This is a genomic window from Secundilactobacillus muriivasis (assembly GCF_054785195.1).
On record NZ_BAABMI010000024.1, the window covers coordinates 1 to 25,389 of the forward strand.

Consider the following 25,389-nt stretch of genomic DNA (forward strand, 5'->3'; position numbering starts at 1 on the left):
TAAAACTTTTCAGCAAGTGAAACGTGTTCATCCTTGCGATGTGATTGTTTTGAAGTCATTGTCATTACTCCTCTACGTGGTGAACGTTGAAGTTTAGGGGGATAATTTGATGAGCCTGCCAGCTAGCTAATAGTTTAGAAATGTCATTTTTTTGATCAATTATGGCGATACCACAATCGCCACCACCGGCCCCCGAAGTTTTAGCTACGCCACCAAAAGTTTGGGCGATGTCGCAAAGCTTTTGTAAGAGTGGTGTTTCGATGTGGGCGTGGGTAAACTGGTCGAGTTGATTTAATAAGTCGCGGTTAACGTTGATCTCAGTTTGAATCGCTTTTAAATTTTGCTCACGAAACCCGTTGATCATCCGTTTTAAGCAGGCCTTACTATTTTCCAAAAATCGTTGGTAATCGCCTTGTTGCTTCGCTTTGTTTAAAGCAACGCGATCGACTAAGTGAGAGGTTGAAGCGGGAGAACCCGTCCAGCCAACCAGCAATTTTAAGCCAGCTGGTGGCGTCAACAGTTCAACGTTCAACCCAGGCCAATCCATATCGAGTAATGTATCAAAGGCGTAGTTCTTCTGTGCCAGCTTTAACCATTCTCGATCAAAGGAGTGGTAGGCGATCCAGCCACCATAGACACTCGCAGCGATATCGCCTAATGAGCCGTTCCCCTGAACGGTAAAGTGGGCGATGGCAGCTAGTTTGAACAGTTTATCGTGATCGACGGGCAGGTTGTAGAATTTACACAACGCCTTGATTGTCGCCACTGTGACGGCTGCGGATGAACCCAGCCCGTATTTACGGCCATCGTGACTATCGAGGTCACTTTCAACCGTTAAGTGGTAGATGCCCAGCGGCTTTTCGAGGGTTTTGGCGTAATCTTCCGTTACCTTGATTGCTGATAGAATGTAGTGGAAGGGGTTGTCTCGATTATCAAAGACCATTTCGCCGTCTTCACGCCGCCAGTAAATGGAATTTTCCTGATATTGAGATGAAACGATGCTCCCAATCTGGTCGGCAGCCTGGATGGAGACGGTCACAAACTGATCTAGTGCCACGATGATGGCGGGAAAGCCGGCCTCAACAACGGCGTATTCACCTGCAATATAGAGTTTTCCTGGGGCTTTAACTGAAATCAAAACATCATGTCCTTTCATCGACAGCGATTATAAATTAATCTGAAATTTGAATCCCGTTACCGGGACGGGTGAGAACGACGCTTTCTGGGCCAAATACCTGTTGAAATTGACTCATCACGGTTGGTGCATCTTGTCCTTGGCATAAAATTTTAATGTTTGGACCAGCGTCCATGGTGAAGTAACAGGCAGTCCCAGCGGCTCTCAGTTCTCGAATCAGCGCCATCGCTTTTAAGCTATCGGCGTTAAAGTAGCTAAAACTAGGGTCGGAGCTGAGGGTTAGCGCATGCATGCGCATGGCATTTTGCTCACTCGTGTGACCAAGTGTTTCAAAATCGCGGGATGCAATCGCGGCTTCAATGGTTTCAAAATCGGTCTGACTGCTTTGAACCCACGTTGGATAAAATGGAGAGGTGTTCACGGCTAAGCGCATACCATCACGGCTGGAAACCTTTTTTTGAGCCGTTGTCAAAACTAACGCAATGACGACAATGTCCCAATCGACCTGTTCGGCAATCGGGTAGGCGTAAGAGGTTTGATCATCTTCGCCCATTTGCCAAGCCGCAAAGCCACCGTAAATGGAACGGGTTGCTGAACCTGAACCACGACGCGCCAAGCGAGAAAGGTCACGTCGGTTAAGCGTTAGACCAGCTGCGCGACTTGCTGCACCCGCTAAGGCCGCAAATCCGGAAGCCGATGATGCTAATCCAGCAGCCGTTGGCACGTGGTTATGGGTGATCACATTTGCCCGGGTTGTGATGCCAGCAAGTTGACGCACTACGTCTAGAAAAGTCGTGATTTTTTGACTAGCCTGAGGACTTAACAGGTGATCATCAAATTGAACCGTGTCAGTGGTGAGGGTGTCATCGAAGTCAACACTGGTTTCGGTGTAAAATTCATCGAGCGTCAGTGATAAACTGCTGTTTTGGGGAATGATGAGTTGTTCATCCTTTTTGCCCCAGTATTTGACCAAAGCGATATTCGTATGCGCCTTAGCGGTGATTGGGTGATTAGTTGGTTCCATTAGACGGTTTCCTCACTTAAAAATGGTTGTAGCCAGGTCTGTTTAAAGCCGGCACCTGAGAAGGCTTGTTGAATTCGAATGGCATCGCCCTGTGTAGCAGCTAAGGAAATCATGCAACCACCCATGCCACCACCGGTCAATTTAGCACCAAGGGCGCCGTTTTGGAGCGCAACAGTCATCATCTGATCCAACACCGGATGACTGACGCCAAGTTGTTTGAGGTTGCGTTGCGCAGCCGTTAAGATGGTGCCTAAGTGAGTCACTTGGTTTTGAGCCAGTGCCACTTTGGCTTGTTGTGCCAATTCACCAAGGTGGTGAATGGCTTGATTGGCTTGTTTTGGATGAGCTTTTCGGTAAGCAGCCACGTTAGCAACGGCAATGCCAGTTTGGCCATGAATACCACTGTCAGCAATCACTAAATAACCGTTAAGATGGAAGGGTAACGGTTGCGGCGTTTCGCCCTTAATGAACCAGACGGGGGTTTCAGCGCTTGCGGTTGCAGCGTCGAGGCCACTTGGATGACCATGAATGATTTTTTCAGAGACGGCAACTTCTTCAAGCAAGCGTTCATGTGAGAGCGGTGCGTTGAAAAAACGGTACATCGCGCGAACAATGGCGACGGCCGTTGCAGCGGATGATCCCATTCCACGTTCGGCAGGCAGATCACTTTTAATCGTGAGCGTAAATCCAGCAGTCGGTTGCGCCAAATGTTTCAGCAAAGCGTCGATCAGTCGATTGATGCCCTGAAGTTGAATCGGCGCGTCTTGCCGATCACCTGAATAGTAACGACTGGTTAAGATTTGTTGAGAATCACGGTTAGCCGTCATCTCGGCATGAACTTGAACTGCTGGCAGGGGCAGTGCGATGGCAGGTTGGTGGTACACAACGCTGTGTTCACCAATCAAAATGATTTTGGCATGACTATTGCCAGTAACCGAAACGTTCAATTTAAAGTGACTCCTTTCGACAACTTGTAACCTGATGTCATGTTCTCGGGTTCAGTTTCTTCATTAAATAAATTAAAATCGTATCATTAATGGTCAAATTGGATTTAACCTATATAATAACCGTAAAATTTGCAAACACATAGTATCATACGCTTTTTTTAAGAGAAACGCTAGCTTCGGTGCTAAGCTAGCGTTTTCACTTGAGCGCGTAGCGATAATCGGTCGATACATGCGACAGATGAATACTGTTGAAAACTGTCGGAATGTAGTATGATATTTGATGGAAGAATTCTCATATAAAAAACACGGCTTGGCTGAGTTGTCAAACGGCTAACGCGTGCATGATCGATCCCAATGACAACCGTCGAGATGGGGCTTGATGACGGGTGGGTAGTCGTTGACACCACAGTTTAAGTTCGTGATGAATTTGGTGAAAAGAATGGATGCAAATACAATCTACGCGGTGGTTGATATCGAGACCACCGGCACAAACGTGGCCGAAGGTAGTCGCATAATTCAATTTGGGTGCGTTCTTGTCCAAAATGGTGCGATCGTTAATCAATTCGCAACCGATGTGAATCCGCAGACGACGATTCCTGAAGGCATTCAAGCGCTAACTGGTATCAGTAACGCTCAGGTGAAAAAAGCCCCGCTATTTGATGATATTGCGGGCACAATTTATAGCTTACTAGCTGACACCGTTTTTGTGGCGCATAACGTGAACTTTGATTTTCCGTTTGTGAACGCGGAACTCGAACGGGTGGGCTATCCGCCATTGTCGATTCAAGCAATCGATTCCGTGACACTCAGTCAGATTTTGCTGCCAACGGTCCCGAGTTACCGGTTGCATGATTTAAGCCAGTACTTAAATATTACCCATGAACATCCGCACTCTGCAGATGATGATGCACTGGTGACGGCGAAGCTCTTGATCGTCTTGTTCGAACGGATGCAACAGTTGCCAATCGTGACGTTGCAGCAAATGGTGGCACAAGATGCCGAATTACCGCAGTCAACGGCCGAAGTATTTAAATGGGGTCTTCAGGTCGTTAAGAAACAACGGCAGCCATTGCCAGATTATTTATACGTGTCAAATGGGCTGGCGTTGCGAAAAACGACCCAGTTGGCGGTGACGGATGATCATCAATATACTTATCCGAGAACGAAGAAAAATAAACTTAAACGCTTTCCAAAGCATTTTGAATGGCGGGCTGACCAAGCGAAGATGATGAACTTGATCTATAAGCAGTACACGACGCCAGAATCAGCTGAACAGCCATTGATCGTCGAAGCGCCAACCGGGACGGGGAAGAGCCTCGGTTACACGCTACCATTTGCGTACATCACCCAGCGCTATGACCGCCAAGTGGTGATCGCGACGGATACGGTGCTCTTACAAACGCAACTCATGGATCAAACGATTCCGTTGCTCAACCGGATGCTGCCGTTTTCGGTTCATGCTGAGGTGGTTAAGGGGAGTCGACACTACCTTGACTTAACACGCTTCAAAACGTCACTGGACGAACCCGAACGTTCCAAACAGTCCCAACTCATTCGGTTGCGGCTACTGGTTTGGCTTACGCAGACGACGACTGGTGATTTAGACGAATTGCATTTGCGCAATGATCCACCATACTTAAGCGCAGTTTGTCACCGGGGCTTGGATTCCTTATCAACCAGTGATCCGTTTTACGAAGATGACTTTTTAAGACGCCTGTATCAACGGCTGAAATATACACAGTTCATCATTGTCAATCACGCCTTTTTAATCCAACACGCGGCCTACTTTGGTGATACCTTCCAACGACCATACTTAGTCGTGGATGAAGCGCAACATTTAGCCGACTACGCCCTGTCAACGCAACGCCAAAAGTTTGACTTCCAAGTGACGTTAAATGCAACGCGACACTTGATTGAACAACTAAATCCGGATAATCAGTTTGGCCTCGCTACAGTGGTACAAGAAGCGCCGTTTGGCGAACAACTGCAAACGATGCGAACTTGGTTGTTTGAGTTTGATCGACAACTCGATGCGTTAAGCGGTCATTTGATTCAGCAATTTCAACAACAGTTTGGGGGCAAGTTTACAACGCCTTACAAAGAAATTTTGCTGGAAACAGCCGATTGGCAAAGTTTCTTAACGCAACGTGCGGGTTTGTTAGAACAACTCGATATCTTAGTTGATAAGCTGGCGACAACGTTGACGGCCCTGAGCCAAGACTTTTACGCTCAGACTGATCGGTGGCTCAAGAGTGATGAAGAACGGTTTATGGGCTTTGAAACCAGCCTGACAAAGTTAGTGACCGTTTGGCAGACCTTTAGCACGATTCGGCAAACGCCGACCCAGGAAAGTAATGGCGCGGGGGCTTACTTGTACTGGTTAACGATTAGTGATGATCGCACCCACATTATGGTGACCTCGAACTTAATGACCGTTCAGGGATTCTTATCCCAACAAGTGTACAGTCATTTCCAAGCGCCAACGTTTACTGGGGCAACGCTGTTCTCCTCTAATCGGTCACAGTACCTTTACGATCAGTTGGATCTCAATCGTGATGAAGTCAAGATGCGGCGGTTAAAATCAGACTTTAATTTTGATACACAAGCGAAACTCTACATTAGTAATGATGCCCCAGACATTCACGATGATGATGCGTACCATGAGTATTTGGTCAAAACGTTATTGAAACTGCTGGAGACGGTTAACCGGCCAACTTTAGTCTTATTTAACTCGTTAGAAACGATTTCGGCCGTTTATAGCAAATTAACTGCTGCGATTCGGCAACAGGATCGGCTGATTTTGGCACAGGGTATTTCGGGGAGTAAGGAAAAGCTGATCAAGCGCTTTATGGACGAGGACAATGCCGTTTTAATGGGTGCAGCCAGTTTTTGGGAAGGCATTGACCTGCCCCAAGAACAACTGCAACTCTTAGTAATCGCCCGGCTGCCGTTTGATTCACCAGAACGGGTCGAAACGAAGGTTCAATTTGCTCGGCTTAAGGCTGCTGGCAAGAACCCGTTCTACAACTTATCGCTCCCTAAAGCCACGTTACGATTGCGGCAAGGCATCGGTCGGCTGATTCGAACTCGTCAAGATTACGGAGCGGTCGTGGTCCTTGATAGTCGGTTAGTGACGCGGCATTATGGCCAAACGATTTTGAAAACTCTCCCGGACTCATTACCCGTAATGACGGCAACGGTCCCACAATTAACGGCAGATATTGCAAAATTCTTTAAAAATCATCAAACCAAGGTCCAACCGTAGCGAGAGTTTGCTATAATAATGAGCAGTAACCGTAATAAAAAGGAGTTCTGAATTGATATGAGAAGGGAACATGCCAGCCATAAACGAACTGGCCGCCGGGTGCTGATCGGTTTTTTGATCGCCATTGTGGTTGTGATCATTGCGCTCATTTGGGGCGTGCATCACGCAACTAAGCCGATTACACAGGCGAAAGCGCAGTCCGTCAAGATTGCCGAAAAGTACGCTGGCCTCAAAACCACGTCAGGCTTCTACTGGACTAATCTGAACCGGACTTATTACACCGTTGCTGGCACCAATAAACAAAACCAACCCGTGTACATTATTGTGCCGCAAAAGGGTGGTCACGTGCGGGTGTTGCAACAAAAGAGTGGCGAAAGCCGAAATCAGGTGCTAAGTCAAGTTTGGTCAAAGCATAACCCTAAAAAGGTGCTTCAAGCCTCACTGAGTGTTTTTAACGGCTCTCCTGCCTGGATCGTAAGTTATATGAACCAAAAGGGACAGCTCTGTTATGAAACGTTCAGCTTCAAGACGGGGAAAGTGTTACAGTTGATTGAAAATATCTAAGTCATTTCATTAGGAGGATTTCGTGATGCATTTATCCAACCGGAGTCAACAGCTTCAACCTTCAGCAACGATGAAAATTTCTGCCCAGGCGAAACAAATGGTCGCCGACGGTATCGATGTTATCAATTTAAGTATCGGGGAACCCGATTTTGAGACCCCAGATAATATTAAGCAAGCCGCAATTGCAGCCATTAACGATGGTCACGCTAGCTTTTACACGCCAGCTGCTGGGTTGCCACAATTGCGGGCCGCAATTGCGGATCGGACAGCTGCCGATTACCAATTAACGGGCTTAACGGGTAAAAACGTTGCCGTTACAACTGGTGCTAAGATGGCACTTTACAGTGTTTTCCAAACTATTTTGGATCCCGGTGACGAAGTGCTCTTACCTGAACCATACTGGGTCAGCTATGCTGAACAGATCAAGTTGGCTGGTGGGGTACCGGTGACGATTCCCGTTGGTGACAGCTTTAAAGTGACACCAGCTGATTTGGAAGCAAAGCTGACCGATAAGACCCGGGCGTTCTTACTCAACAGTCCTGAGAACCCAACTGGCGTTATCTATGACCAAGCCGAATTACAAACGTTGAAGGATTGGACGGATGCCCATGACTTGATGGTTGTGACGGATGATATTTATGGTCAATTAACATATAATGGGGCTAGTTTTACGTCGATTGCGCAATTGACGGATGCATTAGATCCAAACATCATTATCATCAGTGGCGCTTCTAAGACCTACTCGATGACTGGTTGGCGGATGGGCTACGTGGTTGCTGATGCAGCCTTGGTAGCCAAGGTTTCAGCCTTTCTGTCACACGCTACCGGGAATCCGACTGCTGTGAGCCAGTATGCCTTATTAGAAGCTTTAACTGGTGATCAAACTCAAGTTGAAGTCATGCGTCAAGCGTTTGAAGAACGGTTGAACACGATCTACCCACTTGTCACTGCACTACCAGGGTTTAAACTGGATACGAAGCCGCAAGGGGCGTTCTACTTGTTCCCAGACGTTGCCGGTGCCTTAGAATTGACCGGCATCGCCACAACGGGCGAACTTGTTAACCAACTGCTCAACGAAGCGCATGTTTCATTGGTTGATGGGAACGCTTTTGGGGTCGATCATCATATTCGAATCAGTTATGCGACTGATTTGGCATCACTTAAAAAAGCCGTTTCAAGAATTGCTGATTTCTTAGCAGCACACAAAAAATAAATCCATTGGGGGAAACATCATTGCAACAGATTAACATTATTGATGCGAAGAACCACGTTGACGAAAAAGTTAAGATTGGCGCTTGGTTAACCAACAAGCGGTCCAGCGGTAAAATTGCGTTCTTACAATTACGAGATGGTACCGAATTTTTCCAAGGCGTTGTTGTCAAAAGCAAGGTGAGTGAAGAAACCTTTGAACTCGCCAAAGAACTGAAACAAGAAACCAGTATGTGGTTGACTGGGATCATTCACGAAGATAGTCGTTCTAAGTTCGGCTACGAACTTGAAGTTGAAACCATCGAAGTGATTGGTGAAAGTCATGACTACCCAATTACGCCTAAGGAACACGGGGTCGATTACTTAATGGACCACCGTCATCTTTGGTTACGGTCATCACGGCCACACGCTACGATGGTCATTCGTAATGAGCTGATTCGGGCAACCTACGAATTCTATAACCAAGAAGGGTTCATCAAGATCGATGCACCTATTTTGACTGGGAGTGCGCCTGAAGGGACCACTGATTTATTCCATACTGAATACTTCGACCGGGACGCCTACTTGTCACAATCTGGCCAACTTTATGAAGAAGCTGGCGCAATGGCCTTCAACAAGGTCTTCTCGTTTGGGCCAACGTTCCGGGCTGAAAAGTCCAAGACTCGGCGTCACTTGATTGAATTTTGGATGATCGAACCCGAAATGGCCTTCATGCACCAAGAAGAAAGTCTTGAGATTCAAGAACGCTACATTGCGTTCTTAGTTCAAAACGTCATCGACCACTGTGAGGGTGCCTTGAACACTTTGGGTCGCGATATCGAAACCTTAAAGAAGTACACTAAGTTGCCTTACCCACGAATCAGTTACGATGAAGCCATTGAGCTGTTAAAGGCGAATGACTTTGACGTTGACTGGGGTGTTGATTTTGGCTCACCAGAAGAAACCTTCTTGGCAGACCACTTTGACCAACCCGTCTTCGTGTTAAACTACCCGAAGGCAATTAAGCCATTCTACATGAAGCCACACCCAACGCGTGAAGACGTTGTGATCTGTGCTGATTTGTTAGCACCAGAGGGCTATGGCGAAATTATCGGGGGCTCAGAACGGGCAACTGATTACAACTACCTGAAGGACCAAATTGTCGCTGCTGGCTTAGATCCAGAAGAGTACAGTTGGTACCTTGATTTACGCAAATACGGTAGTGTCCCTCACTCTGGCTTTGGTTTGGGACTTGAACGGGCCGTTACTTGGATTACTGGTGAGGACCATGTTCGTGAGGCCATTCCGTTCCCACGTTTGCTGAACCGGATTTACCCGTAAACTTAAAATTAACTGACACTGAAAACTTCTCTCTATCAACTGTGGAGGGAAGTTTTCTCAACTAGGGAGGTTTTGTCACTTTGGATGCATTTACAACTGCAATCTTTCAGGCTGGTGGCACCGTGGTTTCCACGCTGTTGCTTCGGCACTATCGAGAACTTGGCATGACCAACACCGAGTTTTTGATTTACCTCCAACTAAAGAGTTTTGCTGATAAGGGCGTTGATTTTCCACCAACGGATGCGATTGCCAACTCGCTTTCCTTATCCGATGGTGCCATTTTTCAGCAATTACACGGGATGATTAGCAAGCATTTGATGCAGATCAAAACCATTCAGCAACCGGATGGCTTGACTCGCGATTCATATGATTTCACCCAATTGTACGAAAAGCTGGCTCAATACGTCGCTAACCAGCAGGCTAAGTCGGTTAACACTCAGGGGGCAACTGACCGCGAACAGATTTTTCAGCAGATTGAAGCGGAGTTCGGTCGGCCGTTGTCACCAATGGAAATGGAAACCATTTCGAAGTGGATCGATGTTGAACATTACCCAACGCCCTTGATTCAATTAGCGCTAAAAGAAGCGGTGTTGAATCAAAAATACAGCCTGCGGTATATTGAACGGATTCTGATCAGTTGGCAGAAAAAGGGCATTAAAACGCCTGAAGCAGCCCAACGAGAAAATGAGTCGTGGCGAGCGCAACGTACACGTTCAGGGCAGCAACAATCTGGTAATAATCCTAATCTTAAGGACGTGCCCAACATCCCGTTGTTTAACATTGGCGATCAGCCGTACCAAGAGTAAGCGATGCAAAATCGATTTAATTTAGTGATAATCTAAAAAGCCACCGTGATGATTAGTTTGATCATCGTGGTGGCTTTTTCTGTGTAATGGAAAGATTTGTTACTTACGTTTGTGCCCAGCGTAAGCATGTTTAGTTTGTGAAATAATTCTGGTTTTCTATACCGGTTTTCTATAGTGGGAAGATGCCGCGGGAGGCTCCGGCACTATGCGAGGCTGGAACGCAGTGGCCAGATAGGCTTCCAAGCTTCGCTGGGTCGCGGGCCTACGAGCTAGGAATGGCTGAGGACCGCCATACTGGATCTCTCCGGACCCGCGTATGACTAAAGCAGTCGTAGCCCGAACCCCACGACTGCTTTAGTCATACCGACACTGCTGAGCCTCTCGCGCCTCCGCCTCCCGCTACATGGTGCGCTGTAGCCGACCAGAACAGCTGATTGTCACATTCTGAAGTGGACGAAACTGCGTGATGGCAACGTTGGATGGTAACTCGATAACCGCAATAAACGATCGTGGTCAACGCTCAGTAACTACAATGAATCAACGATTGCGCGATACTAAAATTTGCCAGTCGTGCGTTACGGCCGCATGGACTTAATGCGGTTACGTTGACATTTAGCCTGCATCGATCTGCATCGATGTTTATCTATCGCAATTATGAAGCGTTGACTGATGATCGACCTTGGCGTTTGCCGAATCAACGTCAGTCGTTGTAATACTGCCGTAAGCCGTTCAGTTAAGCGTTTGAGATGATCTGCAATAGCGTCAAATTGCGCAATGTAAGATGGAGGTAGCCGGCCAGGTGTATGCTGTGTCGCGATAATTGACGGTTGTTGGCGATTTTCCAACAACCGTCAATTATCGGGGACGAATTTCAGACTCGCATGGGTTTTGGCGAGGTTGAAATTCGAGGACTGAGACCGCCCTTTGGCTCAGTCCGGCCCCACAGCAGGAACCTGGCCGGATGCCGGAATCGACAGCTCACGCAAATCACCGCACTTCACAAACTCACAGCAATAATGCTTATGCTGGACACAAGCGACAAGCAGCAAGAACCCCTCGGAGAAAAACATTCCGAGGGGTTCTTAAGCATAAAGGTCTATTCTGAAGTTTTAGCGGTTGCTTTATCGCCACCCGTTGTCGCCGTTGTTGACGAGGTTGTAGATGAGCGGTTCGTATCCGTTGTGGTTGCTGAAGAGGTCTGGGTGCTACCAGAATCAGCATTACCATCACTACCAGAGCCGCCGCTTGGCGTTTGTTCGGTTGATACTGATGAACTTTCAGTTGAACTTGAAGTTTCGGAACTTGAGTTAGTCGTCACTTCATTGCTTCCAGTCGTATCGCTACTGTTGGTACTGCTGCTGTAGTTGTTACTAGTTGAGCCGTTAGTTGCGGTCGTACTGTCACCAGGATAGCCAGAGACGTAATATTCGGTTGTGCCGTTCTTAGAAGTGGCAACCACATCACTTGGGGCTGTCCAGTTTTCGTTGCTAACATTTTGCGAAACGTAGCTCATTTCGGAACGGTAGATTTCTTGTGCAATCTTCGTTTCATCCTGTGTCACATAGTTGCCGGCCTGGAACTGTTTATCATAACCCGTCCAAACTGACATTGAATAGTGTTTGGTATAACCCGTGAACCAGGAGTCCATGACGGAGCTGGCTGGAACGGAGGAAACGTAGTCGTCAGGGTAGGCGGTCGTCCCGGTCTTACCAGCTTGGTAAAGACCAGAGATGGCAGCGCTAGTACCAGAACCGTTACTACTATTGATGACGCCTTTGAGCATATCAGTAATCATAAAGGCAGTGGCCTTAGACATTGCGCGAGTACCTTTGCTACTGTACGAGTGTGACTTACCATCGGCGGTAATAACCCGATCTAACAAATGCGGCTTGTAGTACGTTCCGCCGTTCGCAAAAGCAGCGTAAGCAGCTGCTTCTTGTTCGGTGGAAATGTAAGCCCCAATCCCGTTTTGCAACGTCAGCTTGTTGGAGAACGTCATCCCCAGTTTACCAAGGAACTTCGTTGCATCACTGATACCAACGGCGCTTAACGTCCGGATAGCCGGAATGTTCCGAGATTCCACTAAGGCTTTTCGCATGGTGATGGTGCCTTCATGCTTGTTGTCAAAGTCGTTCAGTTCCCGACTGGTACCAGGGTAGTAATACTGCGTATCTTGAACGGGCTGGTAAGTTGGGTATTTCAAATACTCAATAGCGGGCCCGTAATCCATGAGCGGTTTAATGGTTGATCCACTCGACCGGTCAGTTTGAACGGCTCGGTTGAGGCCGAAGGTGACGTTGCCAACTTTTCGGCCACCTAACATTGCAACGACTTTCCCGTTGTTCGGGTCGACCATGGTTGCGCCGACTTGGAATTTATTGCTTGGATAGGCAACGTAATTAGCACTGTTGGCGATGCTGTACAGGTGCTTTTGAGCGGCCATGTTCAGGTTGGTGTACACCTTCAAACCATCGGTATTGGTGTTATACCCATCAGCCTTCAATTCAGCATAAACTTCTTTTAAGTAGGAATCGATATACTTTTGATTGGTCGTGTTGATGGTTGCGACCGGATGGGTTTTGGCTAATCCAGTCTTCACACTTTCAGCTTTGGCAGAAGCCGCTTGTTGAGAAGTGATCACTTTATTCTTAACCATCGCATCCAGTACGGTATCCCGACGTTCTTTAGCGTAATAGGGGTGGTGAATTGGATCGTAGTAGGTTGGACTTTGTGGCATCCCAGCTAACATCGCAAACTGTGCGAGGCTTAATTTACTCAATGATTGCCCGTAGTAGTAGTGCGCGGCAGTTTGCATCCCGTAAACCCCGTTACCCATGTAAACTTTGTTGATGTAAAATTCTAGGATTTGAGACTTACTGTATTTTTGTTCGACCTTGATTGCTAACCAAGCCTCTTGGGCTTTACGCTTAATCGTTTGATCAGCTTTAGAAGTTGAAAAGACCGACAATTTAACGAGTTGTTGCGTCAAGGTACTCCCACCTTGAAGGCCAAGGGAAGAACCGGTAAAGTTCGCCATCGCGGCGCCGGCAATTCGGATAGGGTCAACCCCATGATGCTTATAGAAACGGCGATCTTCAATTGAAACCACGGCCTGTTTCAAAGTTGCAGGGATCTTATCCGACTTCACATAATCCCGGTTTTGGGCGCCTAGCCGCGAGATTACGTTGTTGTTTGAATCATAAACTTTTGTTGAAGTATCGCTTTGCAGGGCTGACTGGGTAATATTAGGTGCGCCCTGTGCGTAGTAGAAGAATAACCCGGCACCAAGCAGAATCCCGACGAAAAACAACCCGAGTAACCAGGTGAAAATACGGCGAACGTAATGGTGCTGCTTATTTTGCTGACTGCGTTTTCGGTTTCGCGCAGTTCGTGACTCCGGATTAGATTGATTACTTGACATAGATAGACTCCTTTGATTAAGGCGTTAAATGACTTTATCAACCGCATCAAGGTATGCGATGATGGGGTTTAACTGATACTGAACTGGAACGGCAATTTGATCAAACGTTGTCTTCGGAATCGATTTGCGACCACCGGCCGTGTCCTGGTGATCCCAATAGTCGATCAAGTCACTTGCCTTTAGTAAATATAACTGGTCAAGCGTCACAAACTTAATGAGGCCAAAACAAATGCCACCTTGTTTTAAACAACTCCGCATGTGCTCAACTTGATGTTGATGAAAATTATCTAGGGGGAACCGGGTCGTTTCCTTCGTTTCCTTCGCATCAAAATCGATGTAACGGCCACGATAAACCCCGTTGTAATCGGTTGTTGAAGCCTGTCGAAAGTAGGCCTCTCGAATAACGGCAGCACTTCGTTTCGGATAGTCGACCTTAACGATCTGGACAGGTGTGGGTTTCTTGTGAATGACTGCAATATCGTTAGCAAGGTAGTATTGATTACTTTCATTAATTTCCTGTTCAAGGGTCATCCCACGCCCACCGTGGGTCGTTAAAGTTGATTTGATTTTTGGTGACGCTGCTTGCTTGGGCAGGTAGCGGGCACCGTTTGGATAGTGAATGGTCACAGACTGGTTCATCTCTTTTCTGAATTCAATATTGAAAATAAGGCCTTTACCCAGTTAGCCCCATTATACCAAGTCCGCGGGAGTCGATAAACCAATAAATGTAAAAAAAGGTGAAGAACTGCGGTATGATGGGATTCGTAAATGTAATCTTAATAAATTTACAGATGGTTTCAGTAATTCGTTGGTTATGAATGCTAGTGTGCGGAGCGAGACGGGTTGAGAGCAGTGTGTAAGGCGAGTCCGGTGAAGGCGCCCGGGCCTGGCGGGTTTACCGGACTCGCCTTACATGCAGCTCTCAGTCTCGTGCAGCACCATTCGGCACGGTGGCCAGAAAGCGCGTGGTTGACAAGTTCCTGCAATGTTAGTAACCCTAGAAATGACAGCTTAAGTGGCGCCGAATTTTGTAGCCTGAATGAGCGCCTTTGAGTGCGGTTTTGGCGAGCGAAGCGATGACAAACAGCCAACACCCAAAGCTTACACTGAACACAAGCGTCAGTCCTTAAAAAAATCATCACGCCAAAATGTGTTACCATATAATGTAGCGTTATTCAATCAAACAAGGAGGATGCCCATGGAACGGATTTGGTTTACAGGGTACCGCGCTTATGAACTGCAGCTGTTTTCTGAGCAGGATCCAAAGTATAAAGTATTGCACTATGCGCTGACTCAAGTGATGAAGCAAGCACTAGACGATGGACTGCAGTGGGTGATTACCGGTGGTCAAAAGGGTATTGAACAAATGTCAGCTGAAGCGGCACTGGCGCTTAAACCGGATTATCCAGAATTACAGGTAGCCGTCATGTTGCCATTTGAACATTTTTCGGGACGGTGGAAGCCGGAAGCTCAGGCAAAACTCGCGTCGTTAATGAGTGACGTGAATTTTTCAGCTTCGGTGAGTGACCACGATTATCGGTCGCCGCAACAATTAAGAAATTACCAAGAATTCATGCTATCGCATACGGATGGTGCAATTTTGGTTTACGATGTAGACAACGACGGTAAATCGCGGTACGATTATGATGCGATTTTGAAATGGCAATCAACGCATGACTACCCCGTGCAACTGATTGATTTTGATCAATTGCAGGAGTTTTCGGTTGAATTTCAAGAAAATTTACCAGAAAATGAAAATAAGGGTTTCAATTTAAACTAATATTTGGTAACATCTTATATGTTGGTGTTGAGCAAATAATGAGGTGTATGTAGATGGCAACGATCAATTTCACTCCTAAGGATATTTTACAAAAAGAATTCCGGCAAAAGATGCGGGGCTATGATCCTGCTGATGTCGATAGCTTTTTGGACAATGTCATTAAGGATTATGAATCATTCACGAAGGAGAGTCAGCACCTCCAAGACGAGAATGAGCGCTTACGAGCAAAAGTCGATGAATTAACCAAGCAACTTTCTGTTGGTGGTCAGACGGTAGCACAACCAAGTCAACCAGCAACGAATGTGACTAACATGGATATCTTGAAGCGACTTTCAAACTTGGAACGCCACGTCTTTGGCTCTCAGTTAGATAGTGGTGCGGGTTCTTCACACCGGTTATAATTTTTGGTTAAACGATTTGTAAATCTCGGGTAATCGCGGTCGGCAAAGGTCGGCTGAGGAAAGTCCATGCTCGCACAAGCTGCGATGCTTGTAGTGTTCGTGCTCGGTGAAAAAATAAGCCGGGGGACTTCGCAAGAAGTTACGGCGGAGAAACGCGCTAAGGTTTCGGCTATGCGTTAATACTCCTGAAAGTGCCACAGCGACGATGACGTATTCGGAAACGGGTACGGTGGAACGTTGGTAAACCCCTCGAGCGGGCAACCCAAACTACGGTAGGGGCGCTTCACTTCTGGAAATGAACTAAAAGTGGGGGGAGAGTTTTTACTCTCGAGATAGATGATTACCGCTTACCTAGACTGTCCCTGACATTTAGGTAAGTACGGAACATGGCTTATAGAGATTTACAGGTTCAGGACTGGTGGGAGTTTACTCTCACCTTTTTTTATGTCTTTAAACCGGGATTCCCCGGATTGAAACGTTTTTAGTTGGTCACTCAGTCAGATTAAAGGAAGAGGCCCATCATGAGAAATCAAACTTATCAGCTATACGCAGCAACCGCCAGTGGTTTGGAAGCCATTGCTGGTCAGGAATTGCGAGATTTAGGTTACGACGTCCAAGTCGATAACGGTCGGATTTATTTTGAAGGCGACATGCGTGACATTTTGCGCGCAAACCTGTGGCTCCGAACGGCCGATCGCATTAAGATCGTGTTAAAGTCATTTCCAGCAACCACCTTTGACGACGTTTTTGATACGGTTACTGCAATGGATTGGGATCAATTACTGCCAATGGATGCAGCTTTTCCAGTCAAGGGGCGTTCAAAAAATTCTAAACTATTTAGTGTGTCTGATTTACAAGCAATTACTAAAAAGGCCATTGTTAATCAAATGGCGGCCGCTTACCACCGTAAAACGCGGTTCCCTGAAACCGGTGCCCAATTTACGCTTGAAATTGCTTTGGACAAGGACGTTGCAACCTTAACCTTGGACACGACTGGTGATAGTCTCTTTAAGCGGGGCTATCGTCAAGAAAAGGGTGAAGCACCGCTGAAGGAAAACTTCGCGGCAGCATTGATCATGTTGACTAACTGGCACCCAGATATGCCGTTTATTGACCCAATGTGTGGTTCTGGGACCATTCCGATTGAAGCGGCTTTGATGGCACGTAACATTGCGCCCGGTATCAACCGGCACTTTTCGTGTGAAGCTTGGCATCCTGATAACAAGGCAATGGCTGATGAGCTTAAGGCGGAAGCTAAAACCGAGGAACGGGACGGTCAGTTTGATATTGCTGGGTACGATATTGATGGCTCAATGATTGATATTGCGAAGTTGAACGCCAATGGTGCCGGTGTCTTGCACGATATTCAATTTAAACAATTGGCAGTAAAGGACTTTACTACTGACAAGCAAGACGGCGTGATCGTTGCGAACCCACCATATGGGAAGCGGTTGGGTGATCAAAAGACCGTTCGGGAACTCTACAAGCAAATGGGCCAAGTGTACAAACCCATGACAACTTGGTCAAAATATATTTTGACGGCTGATCTTCAGTTTGAGTCGTTCTTCGGTCAAAAGGCAACAAAGAAACGTAAGCTCTACAACGGGGCTTTGCGGACCGATTATTTCCAGTATTGGAAGAACAATAAATAGCAACTAACGATTTTAAAAGGCGCCACCAATCCCTAAGTATCAGGATTGGTGGCGCCTTTTTGATTTTGCTTTTAATGACTGTTAGCGGTGCTCACGAGCGGTTACTTGAATTGGATTATTAGTAGTAAGACGTTTCTCACGTGCAGATTATCGCCGATATGTTGTTTGTGATTCACTTGACATAGTGATGGCAGTTAACGAAAAAAAATTAACCTCACACTAACGTTGCTTTGTCAACATTTACCGTGAAAATGGCGTTTTCAGTTGGCTAACATCATGAAAATAGCACTGGAATAGGCTTTTAAAGCATGTTAGAATTTGTAACATTAAAACTTACTTAGAAAGTCGGGATGTCAATGAACCTCGCAAATGTTTCCTTTATGGTCCTTTCAAGTATTCTAGTCCTCTTTATGACACCGGGATTGGCCTTTTTCTATGGTGGCCTAGTGTCAAAGCGCAACGTTGTCAACACGATGTTATCAGTCTACGTCATGACTGGGGTTGCCATTATGTTGTGGATCATCGTTGGTTATTCGTTATCCTTTGAAGGTGATTTCGGTGGTGTGATTGGAAATGTGTCTCACTTCTTCATGAACGGGGTCGATTTGAACAAGCTGACGAGTACGAAAATTCCAACCGGGCTCTATGCGATTTTTCAAATGATGTTTGCGATTATTACGCCGGCGTTATTTGTGGGTGCGGTTGTTGGCCGGATCCGTTTCAAGTTTCTGTTAGTGTTTTTAGTCTGTTGGTCCGTTCTGGTGTATTACCCAATGGTGCACCTTGTTTGGAGCGCGAACGGTTTATTAGCGCGATTAGGAACGGTTGATTTCGCAGGTGGGACCGTCGTTCACATTAATGCTGGGATTACGGCATTTGTGCTTTCCGTCTTTTTAGGAAAACGAATCCACTATGGGGATAAGCCCCATACCCACTACAACTTACCATGGGTCTTATTAGGAACAGCGATTCTTTGGATCGGTTGGTACGGGTTTAATGCAGGGTCTGCCCTCGGTGTCAGTAGCGTTGCGGTTCAGGCCACAATTACCACCACGGTGGCGACTGCAACGGCCATGGTTGCGTGGATGTTCTTAGATATGTTCATTCAAGGGAAACCAACCTTGGTTGGTGTCTGTACCGGGACGCTTTGTGGGTTAGTTGGGATTACGCCGGCAGCTGGGTTTGTGACGATCAACGGTGCTTTTTGGATCGGTTTGGCAGGAACTTGTGCCAGTTACTTCTTTGTGAACGTTTTGAAAGACCGAATCGGGGTTGACGATGCCTTAGATGCGTTTGGTTGTCATGGTGTTAGTGGGATTATTGGGAGCATTGCGACGGGGTTGTTTGCGACCAAAACGGTTAACGCCGCACTGCCAGAGAATGGTTTATTCTACGGTGGTGGTTGGCATCTATTTGGTATTCAATTAGCGGCAACTTTGATCACCATCGCGTTTGTGGCTGTGATGGTGAGTTTGATTATCAAAGGGCTAAGTTTCGTGATGGCAATGCGAGTTGATCCAAAGGAAGAAGAGTTAGGATTGGATCAAGGCGAACACGGCGAAGAAGCTGATTATGCCGTTGAGCTTAGCAATGATGTTGCCCAGTCACAGAGTGATTTGAGCCTGTACGCCGATGAATTTAAGGGGCAAATGGCGAAGTTGCAAGAGTCGACTCACCGAATAAGGTAATCAATGCAATATTAAAAACCGCTTCAATCCGATATAATTGGGTTGAAGCGGTTTTTATTTTTATAATGAGGTGATTGAAGTGGCAAGTAAACGAACGCAAGCGGTTGAGTTGGTCAACATGTGTATGGTTTTTGATCCGCAAACGAAACGAGTTTTGGTTGAAGATAAACCTAACGTTGCCTGGAAGGCAGGTCACAGTTTTCCGGGTGGACACGTTGAACCTGGCGAATCAGCGGCAGCCGCGATGATTCGGGAAGTTTATGAAGAAACGGGCTTAACCGTGAGTGACTTGGAGGCCTGTGGTTGCGTGGAATGGTTTGATGATGACTATCGCAAAATTGGATTTCTATACCGAACCAGTCATTTCTCAGGGACCATCAAAGCCGGCGGTGAGGGACAGATTTATTGGTTACCACTGACAGGCTTAAATGAGGAAAATACAGCCGAAAGTTTTATGCCAATGCTCGCTATTTTTACAGAGACCACTGCAGTTTCGGCAACTTCAGATGTGATGAATGGCCATCTGACGCTGGAAAACTAGTTACCACCTACAATGAGAACGATAAGGAGGTCCCAAACGCTATGAACGATGATCCCCGGCCAGAGGGACTTGGTTTTAAGGAACAACCAGCCAAACAGGTAGCCAAGTAACCCTACCGTGATCAAATTACCGATGATGGTAATACCTGATAAGCTGGGATACGTTGTGAAGTAGCGGGGTAAATGGATGCAGGCAAACATAATGGCCTGAATGATCAGTGCGGTTTGGTCATTCGTGACCAGTGGTCGAAGGCGGTTCAAAAAATAGCCCCGAAATAGGGTTTCTTCGCAGATTCCAACAACCAGAAAGTCTTGGAATAACATTGTAGGTTTAAATGAAGGCACGATGTGTAGGGTGTGCTGTTGCATCATTGCTGAGAGAACTAGGTATAAAATGACGATTCCAAGGGTGATGAGAAATGGCCGTTGGCGCATCGGCTTTTGAAATGGCTGTGCAATACTCAGATCCGTTGCTGCCGTTTTACGGATAAGCAAAATGCCAACCCCTAACCACGCGATGAGTTTGACGAGGTCCAGTAGCCCTTCTTCGACCCATCCGCTGGTGAGATTTTTGATAGGCACGTTATAAAACACCTGAATCACAAACCACATCAGGAAAAAATACCCGTACTGAGCCAACAATTGTCGGCCACGTTTCTGTTTAAAAATAATGGTCACGTCCTTCGAAAATTGAAATGATAACTCAGTTTAGCATGGGTTTTGACCGAATAGGCTGAAAAAATTAAAATTTTTTTGAAACTTAAACTTGGCGAATGTTTCCGATCAGCTAGTGCATTAAACATTGGTATATTAGGCATAATTGACTTTGCAACCCGTTTAAATGACGCGTTAGTCCTGATCAATTTTAGTCGAAATTAATAAAAATTCTAGGATAATACTTTACTTACAAAAAGTAAGCTGTTATACTGATTCTCGTAAACAAAAAAGAGAACTTAATTTTGGAGGAGTTGCCATTATGAAAGAACAATTACTAGACTTAGCTAAGAACCGTCGCTCAATTTACGCTTTAGGTCGGAACTTGACCCAAACCCCTGATGAATTGGCTGATTTAATTACCAAGACTATCAAGTGGGTGCCAACGTCATTTAACAACCAAACGACTCGTGCCGTGATCTTATTCGGTGAAAATCACGAACAATTATGGGACATCGTGGCTAAGCGCTTGAAGTCAGAAGTGCCAAGTGAAGAAGCTTACCAAAAGACGTTGCAAAAGATCAACGCCTTCAAGGCTGCTTTCGGGACGGTGCTTTACTACACTGATATGAGTGTTGTTCACCAATTCGAAAATGATTTTGCACTTTACGCTGACAACTTCTACGACTGGTCAGAACAAGGCCAAGGTAACGCCCAATTCGCTGTTTGGACTGCCTTAGCTGAAAACGGAATCGGTGCTAACCTCCAACACTACAACCCACTGATCGACGACGAAGTCAAAGCAGCCTTCAACATTCCTGATGACTGGAAGCTCCGTGCTCAAATGGACTTTGGTTCAATCGAAGCCCCAGCCGGTGACAAGGAATTCATGGCTGATTCAGATCGGTTCAAGATTCTTAAGTAAACTTAGTTAATGATGAGAAAACCCGTTCATTTAGCTCGAATTCGAGCTAAATGAACGGGTTTTTAATTTTTACCGGCTAGTCAGACGCGGGTGGTGATGTTATCCTAGAGTAGAGACTAAAACGGACTAGGGTAAAACAGTCTGGGCGCTAAAAAAGTGCCATAACGGCCTCGATTAATCGCATAAGGGGTGTAATTTGACGTGAAAAAGAGAATTGCAATTATCGGCGGTGGCATTGTTGGTGCAAGTACGGCCTACTATCTGAGTACCTTACCCGGTGGTGACCAGCTTGACGTCACATTGTACGACGATGGCGTTGGCCAAGCCACCAAAGCGGCAGCCGGCATCATCTCACCATGGCTTTCAAAGCGCCGTAACAAGCAGTGGTACCAGCTCGCAACGGATGGGGCATCGTTGTTGATGACGTTAGCGCGAAAGGCCAACCTTTCAACTGAAATTTACCATCAAACTGGAACGATCGTTACTCGAACCAACGAAAAGGATCTTCACGAACTTTACACGTTAGCGCAAGAGCGCCAAGCGGAATCACCAGATATGGGTGAAGTCGCGTTGCTCTCTGCCGAAGAAGTTCAAGCGCGCTTACCACTGCTAACACGGCCTCAACCAGGGGTCTGGGTTTCTGGTGGTGCTCGGTTAGACGGGCAAGCATTGGTCGAGGAATTGCTAACGCAAGCCCAACAAGTTAATTTAACCGTCAAACAAGAACGGGTTTCGTTTGACCATGAGGGCCAATTAATTGCGTCTGCAGGCGCTAAGCGATTTGATCAAATCGTTGTCGCTGCCGGGGCTTGGTTACCAGAATTATTAGCACCAATGGGCATCAAAGTCGCGGTCCGCCCACAAAAGGGACAGTTGATCGTATTGAACGTTCCAGACTACCCGACTCAAGAGAACATGCCCGTTTTGATGCCAGAAGGTGAACGTGATTTCATTCCGTTTGGTCACGGTAAACTAGTTGTCGGTGCAACGCATGACGACGAGGGCCAATTTGATCTTTCAGTTACGCAAGACGCAACAACGGATCTACTGAGTAGTGCCCAGTACTTTGATGATCAACTGACTGCTGACAGCATTATTGGTACGAAAGTCGGGACTCGCGCTTACACGGCTGATTTTGCACCATTCTTTGGCCGACTTCAAAGTCACCCCAAACTACTGGTTGCCAGCGGTTTAGGGGCCTCCGGTTTAACGACCGGGCCACTCATCGGCCAACTATTAGCCGGCACCATGATTTATGGTGGGACCCCAGATTGGTCGAAGTATCAAAAGTCATTAACGAACTACGTGTCATAGACGGCCTTGACGATGTTGTTGGAGCGCTTGTTGCGCAAGGTGGTGTGCCCCTTGATTTTGTTTTTCGGGTACCCATTTTGAAATAACCAGCGCAAACTCGGACTGACGATCAAGTAGTTGATCGACTAACGGTTGGTAATGCTTAGCGTAGTGCTTGTCGAGACTGACAGCAACAATTTTGCTGTCCGTGTAGAAGAGCACCGTACTGCTAGTTGCTTGAGCGCCCGCTGTTTTTAACAGCGCGTTGAACCCAGCAATTGCTGCTAAAAATTCCGCATGGTGATTATCACCATCCGCTAACGCCTGTTTAAGCTGAGTTTGTTGGCCAGCGTGAACGATGAGAATACCAGCGGCACACAATTGCGTTTCAGTATCAGTCGCGGCATCCGTATATAGTGTAAACATAATAACAACCTTTCAAGAGAGGATGTGTCTATCATAGACCAAAAACGGCAATTTTTATATCAACCAGGGCCGTTAAAAAGTATTATTCTATGGAGTTGGACGTTTGTGATCCTGTTTGTGGGCTTGATTTTAGGCCTCGAACTACTGTCGCAACACCAATGGTTGCCCTGGAGTCTTGGCGCCTTATTTGTCATTTTAACGTGGGCGCAGATTCATTACCGCCGGATTTACCTAGAACATCAAACGTTACGGGTCAGCCGGGTTATTAATCACCACTGGGTCGATATTGCCCTCAAGGATGTCCAAAACGTTCATGTTTCTAAATACCGCCTCGGATTTGTTTATGGTGGTAAAATTTACCAGTTTTTACTCCCGGTGAACTCGGCGATTGAACTATCGGAGCTGATTCATCAGGCCAAAAATCCCACTGTTGAAACGAAGTAACTGATTATCTTGCGAAGGAGCCCTGCATTTTGAACGATATTGAAATCTCACAAGCTGCTACGGCAGCCCCAATTACTGAAATTGCCGATCAGTTAGGCCTATCCGCTGATCAAATCGAACCCTACGGTGCTGTGAAGGCGAAAATCAAACTTCCCGTTGCCGGTGAAGTTGGCGATTCAAAACTAATTCTCGTGACGTCGATCAACCCAACGCCAGCTGGCGAAGGAAAATCAACGGTCACGGTCGGTCTTGGTGATGCCTTGAAACGTCGTGGTAAAAAGGTTGCCATTGCGCTTCGGGAACCATCCCTGGGTCCCGTTATGGGAATGAAGGGTGGCGCGACCGGTGGTGGTTACGCGCAAGTCATTCCAATGGAAGACATTAACCTGCATTTTACGGGTGACATGCATGCGCTGACTGAAGCACACGACACGTTATCAGCGCTGATCGATAATCATATTCAACAGGGAAATGAGTTAAATATCGATCCCCGGCAGGTGACTTGGAAGCGGGTCATTGACATCAATGATCGTGCGCTTCGCCAAACGGTGATCGGCTTGGGTGGCCGGACATCTGGTGTGCCACGCCAAGACGGCTTTGATATCACGGTCGCTAGTGAACTCATGGCGATTCTTTGTTTGAGCAAGGACCTTGGTGATCTCAAGGAACGAATCAAGCGGATCGTGATTGGCTACACCTATGATAAAGAACCGGTCACCGTGGCCGATTTAAAGGTTGCTGGTGCGATTACTTTATTGCTGAAGGATGCGATTAAACCGAACCTCGTTCAGACGTTGGAACACACCCCCGCAATCATTCATGGCGGTCCTTTTGCCAACATTGCTCACGGGTGTAACTCGGTTTTGGCAACCCAAACCGCGTTGAAATTAGCTGACTATGCGGTCACTGAAGGTGGCTTTGGCGCTGACCTTGGTGGCGAGAAGTTTATGGATATTAAAACCCCCGTTCTCGGTAAAACACCAAACGCCGTTGTGGTGGTTGCAACAGTTCGGGCGCTTAAATACAATGGCGGGGTCGATAAAAAGTCCCTAGAAACCGAAAACTTAGCGGCATTGGCTGCCGGCTCAGTTAACCTGAAGCGGCATGTACAGAGTATGAAGCGGTATGGGGTACCCGTATTGGTTGCCGTTAATCGGTTTACAACGGATACCGATGCCGAGATTAATCAATTGCTGACGTACATCAAAGATGAACTGGGCGTACCAGCCTTTGATACCACAGTTTGGGCCAATGGTGGCGGTGGCGCACTTGACTTGGCGGATGCAGTTGTTGAAGCAACTCAACAACCAAGTGACTTTGTACCACTGTACGCACCAGATGATGATTTAGTGACTAAGATGACTAAAATCGTCCAAGATATTTACGGTGGCCGGGATGTTGAATTAGAGCCTAAAGCTAAGCGCCAATTGAAATCCTTTGTTAAGTACGGCTGGGATAAACTACCAGTCTGCATGGCTAAAACACAGTACTCACTGTCAGATAACGCTAAGCAGTTAGGTGCACCAACCGACTTTACGATTCACGTGCGCGAATTTGTGCCTAAGCTTGGGGCTGGGTTCATCGTTGCGTTAACGGGAAACGTCTTGACGATGCCAGGGTTGCCGAAACATCCAGCTGCGTTGAACATGGATATTGACGCGGATGGAACGATTACCGGATTATTCTAGTCACTATCGACGGGTACAAACTATAGCATACAACGGATAGTAATTATTCATTAGGAATCTCAACTGCCAATTAGGCAGTTGAGGTTCCTTTTTTATCGATATTCACTGTCGTTTGTGTCCAGCGTAAGCATCATTGATGTGAGTTTGTGAAATGTGATTTGTGTGAACTGACGATCCCGGTCAGCGACTAGGTTCCAGCTGTGGGGC

At 46.7% G+C, this 25,389-nt stretch carries 21 protein-coding genes and 1 other RNA gene; 15 read left to right on the forward strand and 7 right to left on the reverse strand.

The annotated features are described in order from the left end of the window. Positions 1-64 precede the first annotated feature (64 nt). The 3 genes from ACYVR3_RS06280 to mvk are packed head-to-tail and all read right to left on the reverse strand — an operon-like array spanning position 65 to position 3,106. Positions 65-1,138: a phosphomevalonate kinase gene (locus ACYVR3_RS06280; RefSeq protein WP_461243530.1), complete on the reverse strand. Its 1,074-nt coding sequence runs from the start codon at positions 1,136-1,138 to the stop codon at positions 65-67. A 34-nt stretch (positions 1,139-1,172) separates the two neighbouring features. Then, complete coding sequence (gene mvaD / locus ACYVR3_RS06285) at positions 1,173-2,159, reverse strand: diphosphomevalonate decarboxylase (protein WP_461243531.1); 987 nt, start codon at positions 2,157-2,159, stop codon at positions 1,173-1,175. After that, complete coding sequence (mvk, locus tag ACYVR3_RS06290; protein ID WP_461243532.1) at positions 2,159-3,106, reverse strand: mevalonate kinase; 948 nt, start codon at positions 3,104-3,106, stop codon at positions 2,159-2,161. The genes mvaD and mvk overlap by 1 nt, the downstream gene beginning before the upstream one ends. Positions 3,107-3,545: 439 nt before the next feature. On the opposite strand from mvk, the gene ACYVR3_RS06295 reads away from it, so the two are divergent. The 5 genes from ACYVR3_RS06295 (at position 3,546) to ACYVR3_RS06315 (ending at position 10,270) form a co-directional block, all read left to right on the forward strand. After that, positions 3,546-6,371: a helicase C-terminal domain-containing protein gene (locus ACYVR3_RS06295; protein WP_461243533.1), complete on the forward strand. Its 2,826-nt coding sequence runs from the start codon at positions 3,546-3,548 to the stop codon at positions 6,369-6,371. 57 nt (positions 6,372-6,428) lie between these two features. Beyond that, complete coding sequence (locus tag ACYVR3_RS06300; protein ID WP_054736034.1) at positions 6,429-6,935, forward strand: cell wall elongation regulator TseB-like domain-containing protein; 507 nt, start codon at positions 6,429-6,431, stop codon at positions 6,933-6,935. A gap of 25 nt (positions 6,936-6,960) precedes the next feature. Further along, positions 6,961-8,148 (forward strand): pyridoxal phosphate-dependent aminotransferase, encoded by a 1,188-nt coding sequence (locus tag ACYVR3_RS06305; RefSeq protein ID WP_461243534.1) that lies wholly within the window; start codon positions 6,961-6,963, stop codon positions 8,146-8,148. A gap of 20 nt (positions 8,149-8,168) precedes the next feature. After that, the gene (gene asnS, locus ACYVR3_RS06310; protein ID WP_461243535.1) at positions 8,169-9,464 is read left to right on the forward strand and encodes an asparagine--tRNA ligase; all 1,296 of its coding nucleotides are present in this window, start codon (positions 8,169-8,171) and stop codon (positions 9,462-9,464) included. Positions 9,465-9,544: 80 nt separating this feature from the next. Beyond that, positions 9,545-10,270, forward strand: a complete 726-nt coding sequence (locus ACYVR3_RS06315) for a DnaD domain protein (protein WP_461243536.1) — start codon at positions 9,545-9,547, stop codon at positions 10,268-10,270. A 1,096-nt stretch (positions 10,271-11,366) separates the two neighbouring features. On the opposite strand, the gene ACYVR3_RS06320 is transcribed toward ACYVR3_RS06315, so the two are convergent. Continuing rightward, the gene (locus ACYVR3_RS06320; RefSeq protein WP_461243537.1) at positions 11,367-13,691 is read right to left on the reverse strand and encodes a PBP1A family penicillin-binding protein; all 2,325 of its coding nucleotides are present in this window, start codon (positions 13,689-13,691) and stop codon (positions 11,367-11,369) included. Positions 13,692-13,715: 24 nt separating this feature from the next. Beyond that, positions 13,716-14,318: a Holliday junction resolvase RecU gene (recU, locus tag ACYVR3_RS06325; protein WP_054737573.1), complete on the reverse strand. Its 603-nt coding sequence runs from the start codon at positions 14,316-14,318 to the stop codon at positions 13,716-13,718. A gap of 571 nt (positions 14,319-14,889) precedes the next feature. On the opposite strand from recU, the gene ACYVR3_RS06330 reads away from it, so the two are divergent. The 6 genes from ACYVR3_RS06330 to ACYVR3_RS06355 all read left to right on the forward strand — a co-directional run bounded on the left by ACYVR3_RS06330 (position 14,890) and on the right by ACYVR3_RS06355 (position 19,753). Beyond that, positions 14,890-15,471, forward strand: a complete 582-nt coding sequence (locus tag ACYVR3_RS06330) for an SLOG family protein (RefSeq protein WP_461243538.1) — start codon at positions 14,890-14,892, stop codon at positions 15,469-15,471. A gap of 53 nt (positions 15,472-15,524) precedes the next feature. Next, the gene (gene gpsB / locus ACYVR3_RS06335) at positions 15,525-15,872 is read left to right on the forward strand and encodes a cell division regulator GpsB (RefSeq protein WP_054737366.1); all 348 of its coding nucleotides are present in this window, start codon (positions 15,525-15,527) and stop codon (positions 15,870-15,872) included. Positions 15,873-15,893: 21 nt separating this feature from the next. Then, positions 15,894-16,271: RNase P RNA component class B (gene rnpB, locus ACYVR3_RS06340), an RNA gene on the forward strand. 122 nt (positions 16,272-16,393) lie between these two features. After that, a complete protein-coding gene (locus ACYVR3_RS06345; protein WP_461243539.1) occupies positions 16,394-17,524 on the forward strand; it encodes a THUMP domain-containing class I SAM-dependent RNA methyltransferase in 1,131 nt (376 codons plus the stop codon). A gap of 356 nt (positions 17,525-17,880) precedes the next feature. Then, on the forward strand, positions 17,881-19,212 hold the full coding sequence (locus ACYVR3_RS06350) for an ammonium transporter (RefSeq protein WP_461243540.1): 1,332 nt from the start codon (positions 17,881-17,883) through the stop codon (positions 19,210-19,212). A gap of 124 nt (positions 19,213-19,336) precedes the next feature. After that, positions 19,337-19,753, forward strand: coding sequence for an NUDIX domain-containing protein (locus ACYVR3_RS06355; protein WP_461243546.1), 417 nt, complete (start codon positions 19,337-19,339; stop codon positions 19,751-19,753). Here the strand turns inward: ACYVR3_RS06355 and ACYVR3_RS06360 are convergent. Next, entirely contained in the window at positions 19,750-20,334 is a 585-nt protein-coding gene (locus ACYVR3_RS06360) for a CPBP family intramembrane glutamic endopeptidase (RefSeq protein WP_461243541.1), read from the reverse strand. The two genes, ACYVR3_RS06355 and ACYVR3_RS06360, sit on opposite strands and share 4 nt — an antisense overlap. A gap of 394 nt (positions 20,335-20,728) precedes the next feature. On the opposite strand from ACYVR3_RS06360, the gene ACYVR3_RS06365 reads away from it, so the two are divergent. Together ACYVR3_RS06365 and ACYVR3_RS06370 are read left to right on the forward strand one after the other, a co-directional pair. Next, positions 20,729-21,331 carry a nitroreductase family protein gene (locus ACYVR3_RS06365; protein ID WP_057152227.1) on the forward strand — a complete coding sequence of 201 codons (603 nt, stop codon included), beginning with the start codon at positions 20,729-20,731 and terminating at the stop codon, positions 21,329-21,331. Positions 21,332-21,532: 201 nt separating this feature from the next. Next, positions 21,533-22,645 (forward strand): NAD(P)/FAD-dependent oxidoreductase, encoded by a 1,113-nt coding sequence (locus ACYVR3_RS06370; RefSeq protein WP_461243542.1) that lies wholly within the window; start codon positions 21,533-21,535, stop codon positions 22,643-22,645. Here the strand turns inward: ACYVR3_RS06370 and ACYVR3_RS06375 are convergent. Continuing rightward, positions 22,640-23,050 carry a ribonuclease HI family protein gene (locus tag ACYVR3_RS06375; RefSeq protein ID WP_461243543.1) on the reverse strand — a complete coding sequence of 137 codons (411 nt, stop codon included), beginning with the start codon at positions 23,048-23,050 and terminating at the stop codon, positions 22,640-22,642. The two genes, ACYVR3_RS06370 and ACYVR3_RS06375, sit on opposite strands and share 6 nt — an antisense overlap. Positions 23,051-23,074: 24 nt before the next feature. Between ACYVR3_RS06375 and ACYVR3_RS06380 the strand changes: the two genes are divergently transcribed. Together ACYVR3_RS06380 and ACYVR3_RS06385 are read left to right on the forward strand one after the other, a co-directional pair. Further along, complete coding sequence (locus ACYVR3_RS06380) at positions 23,075-23,494, forward strand: EbsA family protein (protein WP_461243544.1); 420 nt, start codon at positions 23,075-23,077, stop codon at positions 23,492-23,494. A 29-nt stretch (positions 23,495-23,523) separates the two neighbouring features. Next, complete coding sequence (locus tag ACYVR3_RS06385) at positions 23,524-25,182, forward strand: formate--tetrahydrofolate ligase (protein ID WP_461243545.1); 1,659 nt, start codon at positions 23,524-23,526, stop codon at positions 25,180-25,182. Positions 25,183-25,389 lie beyond the last annotated feature (207 nt).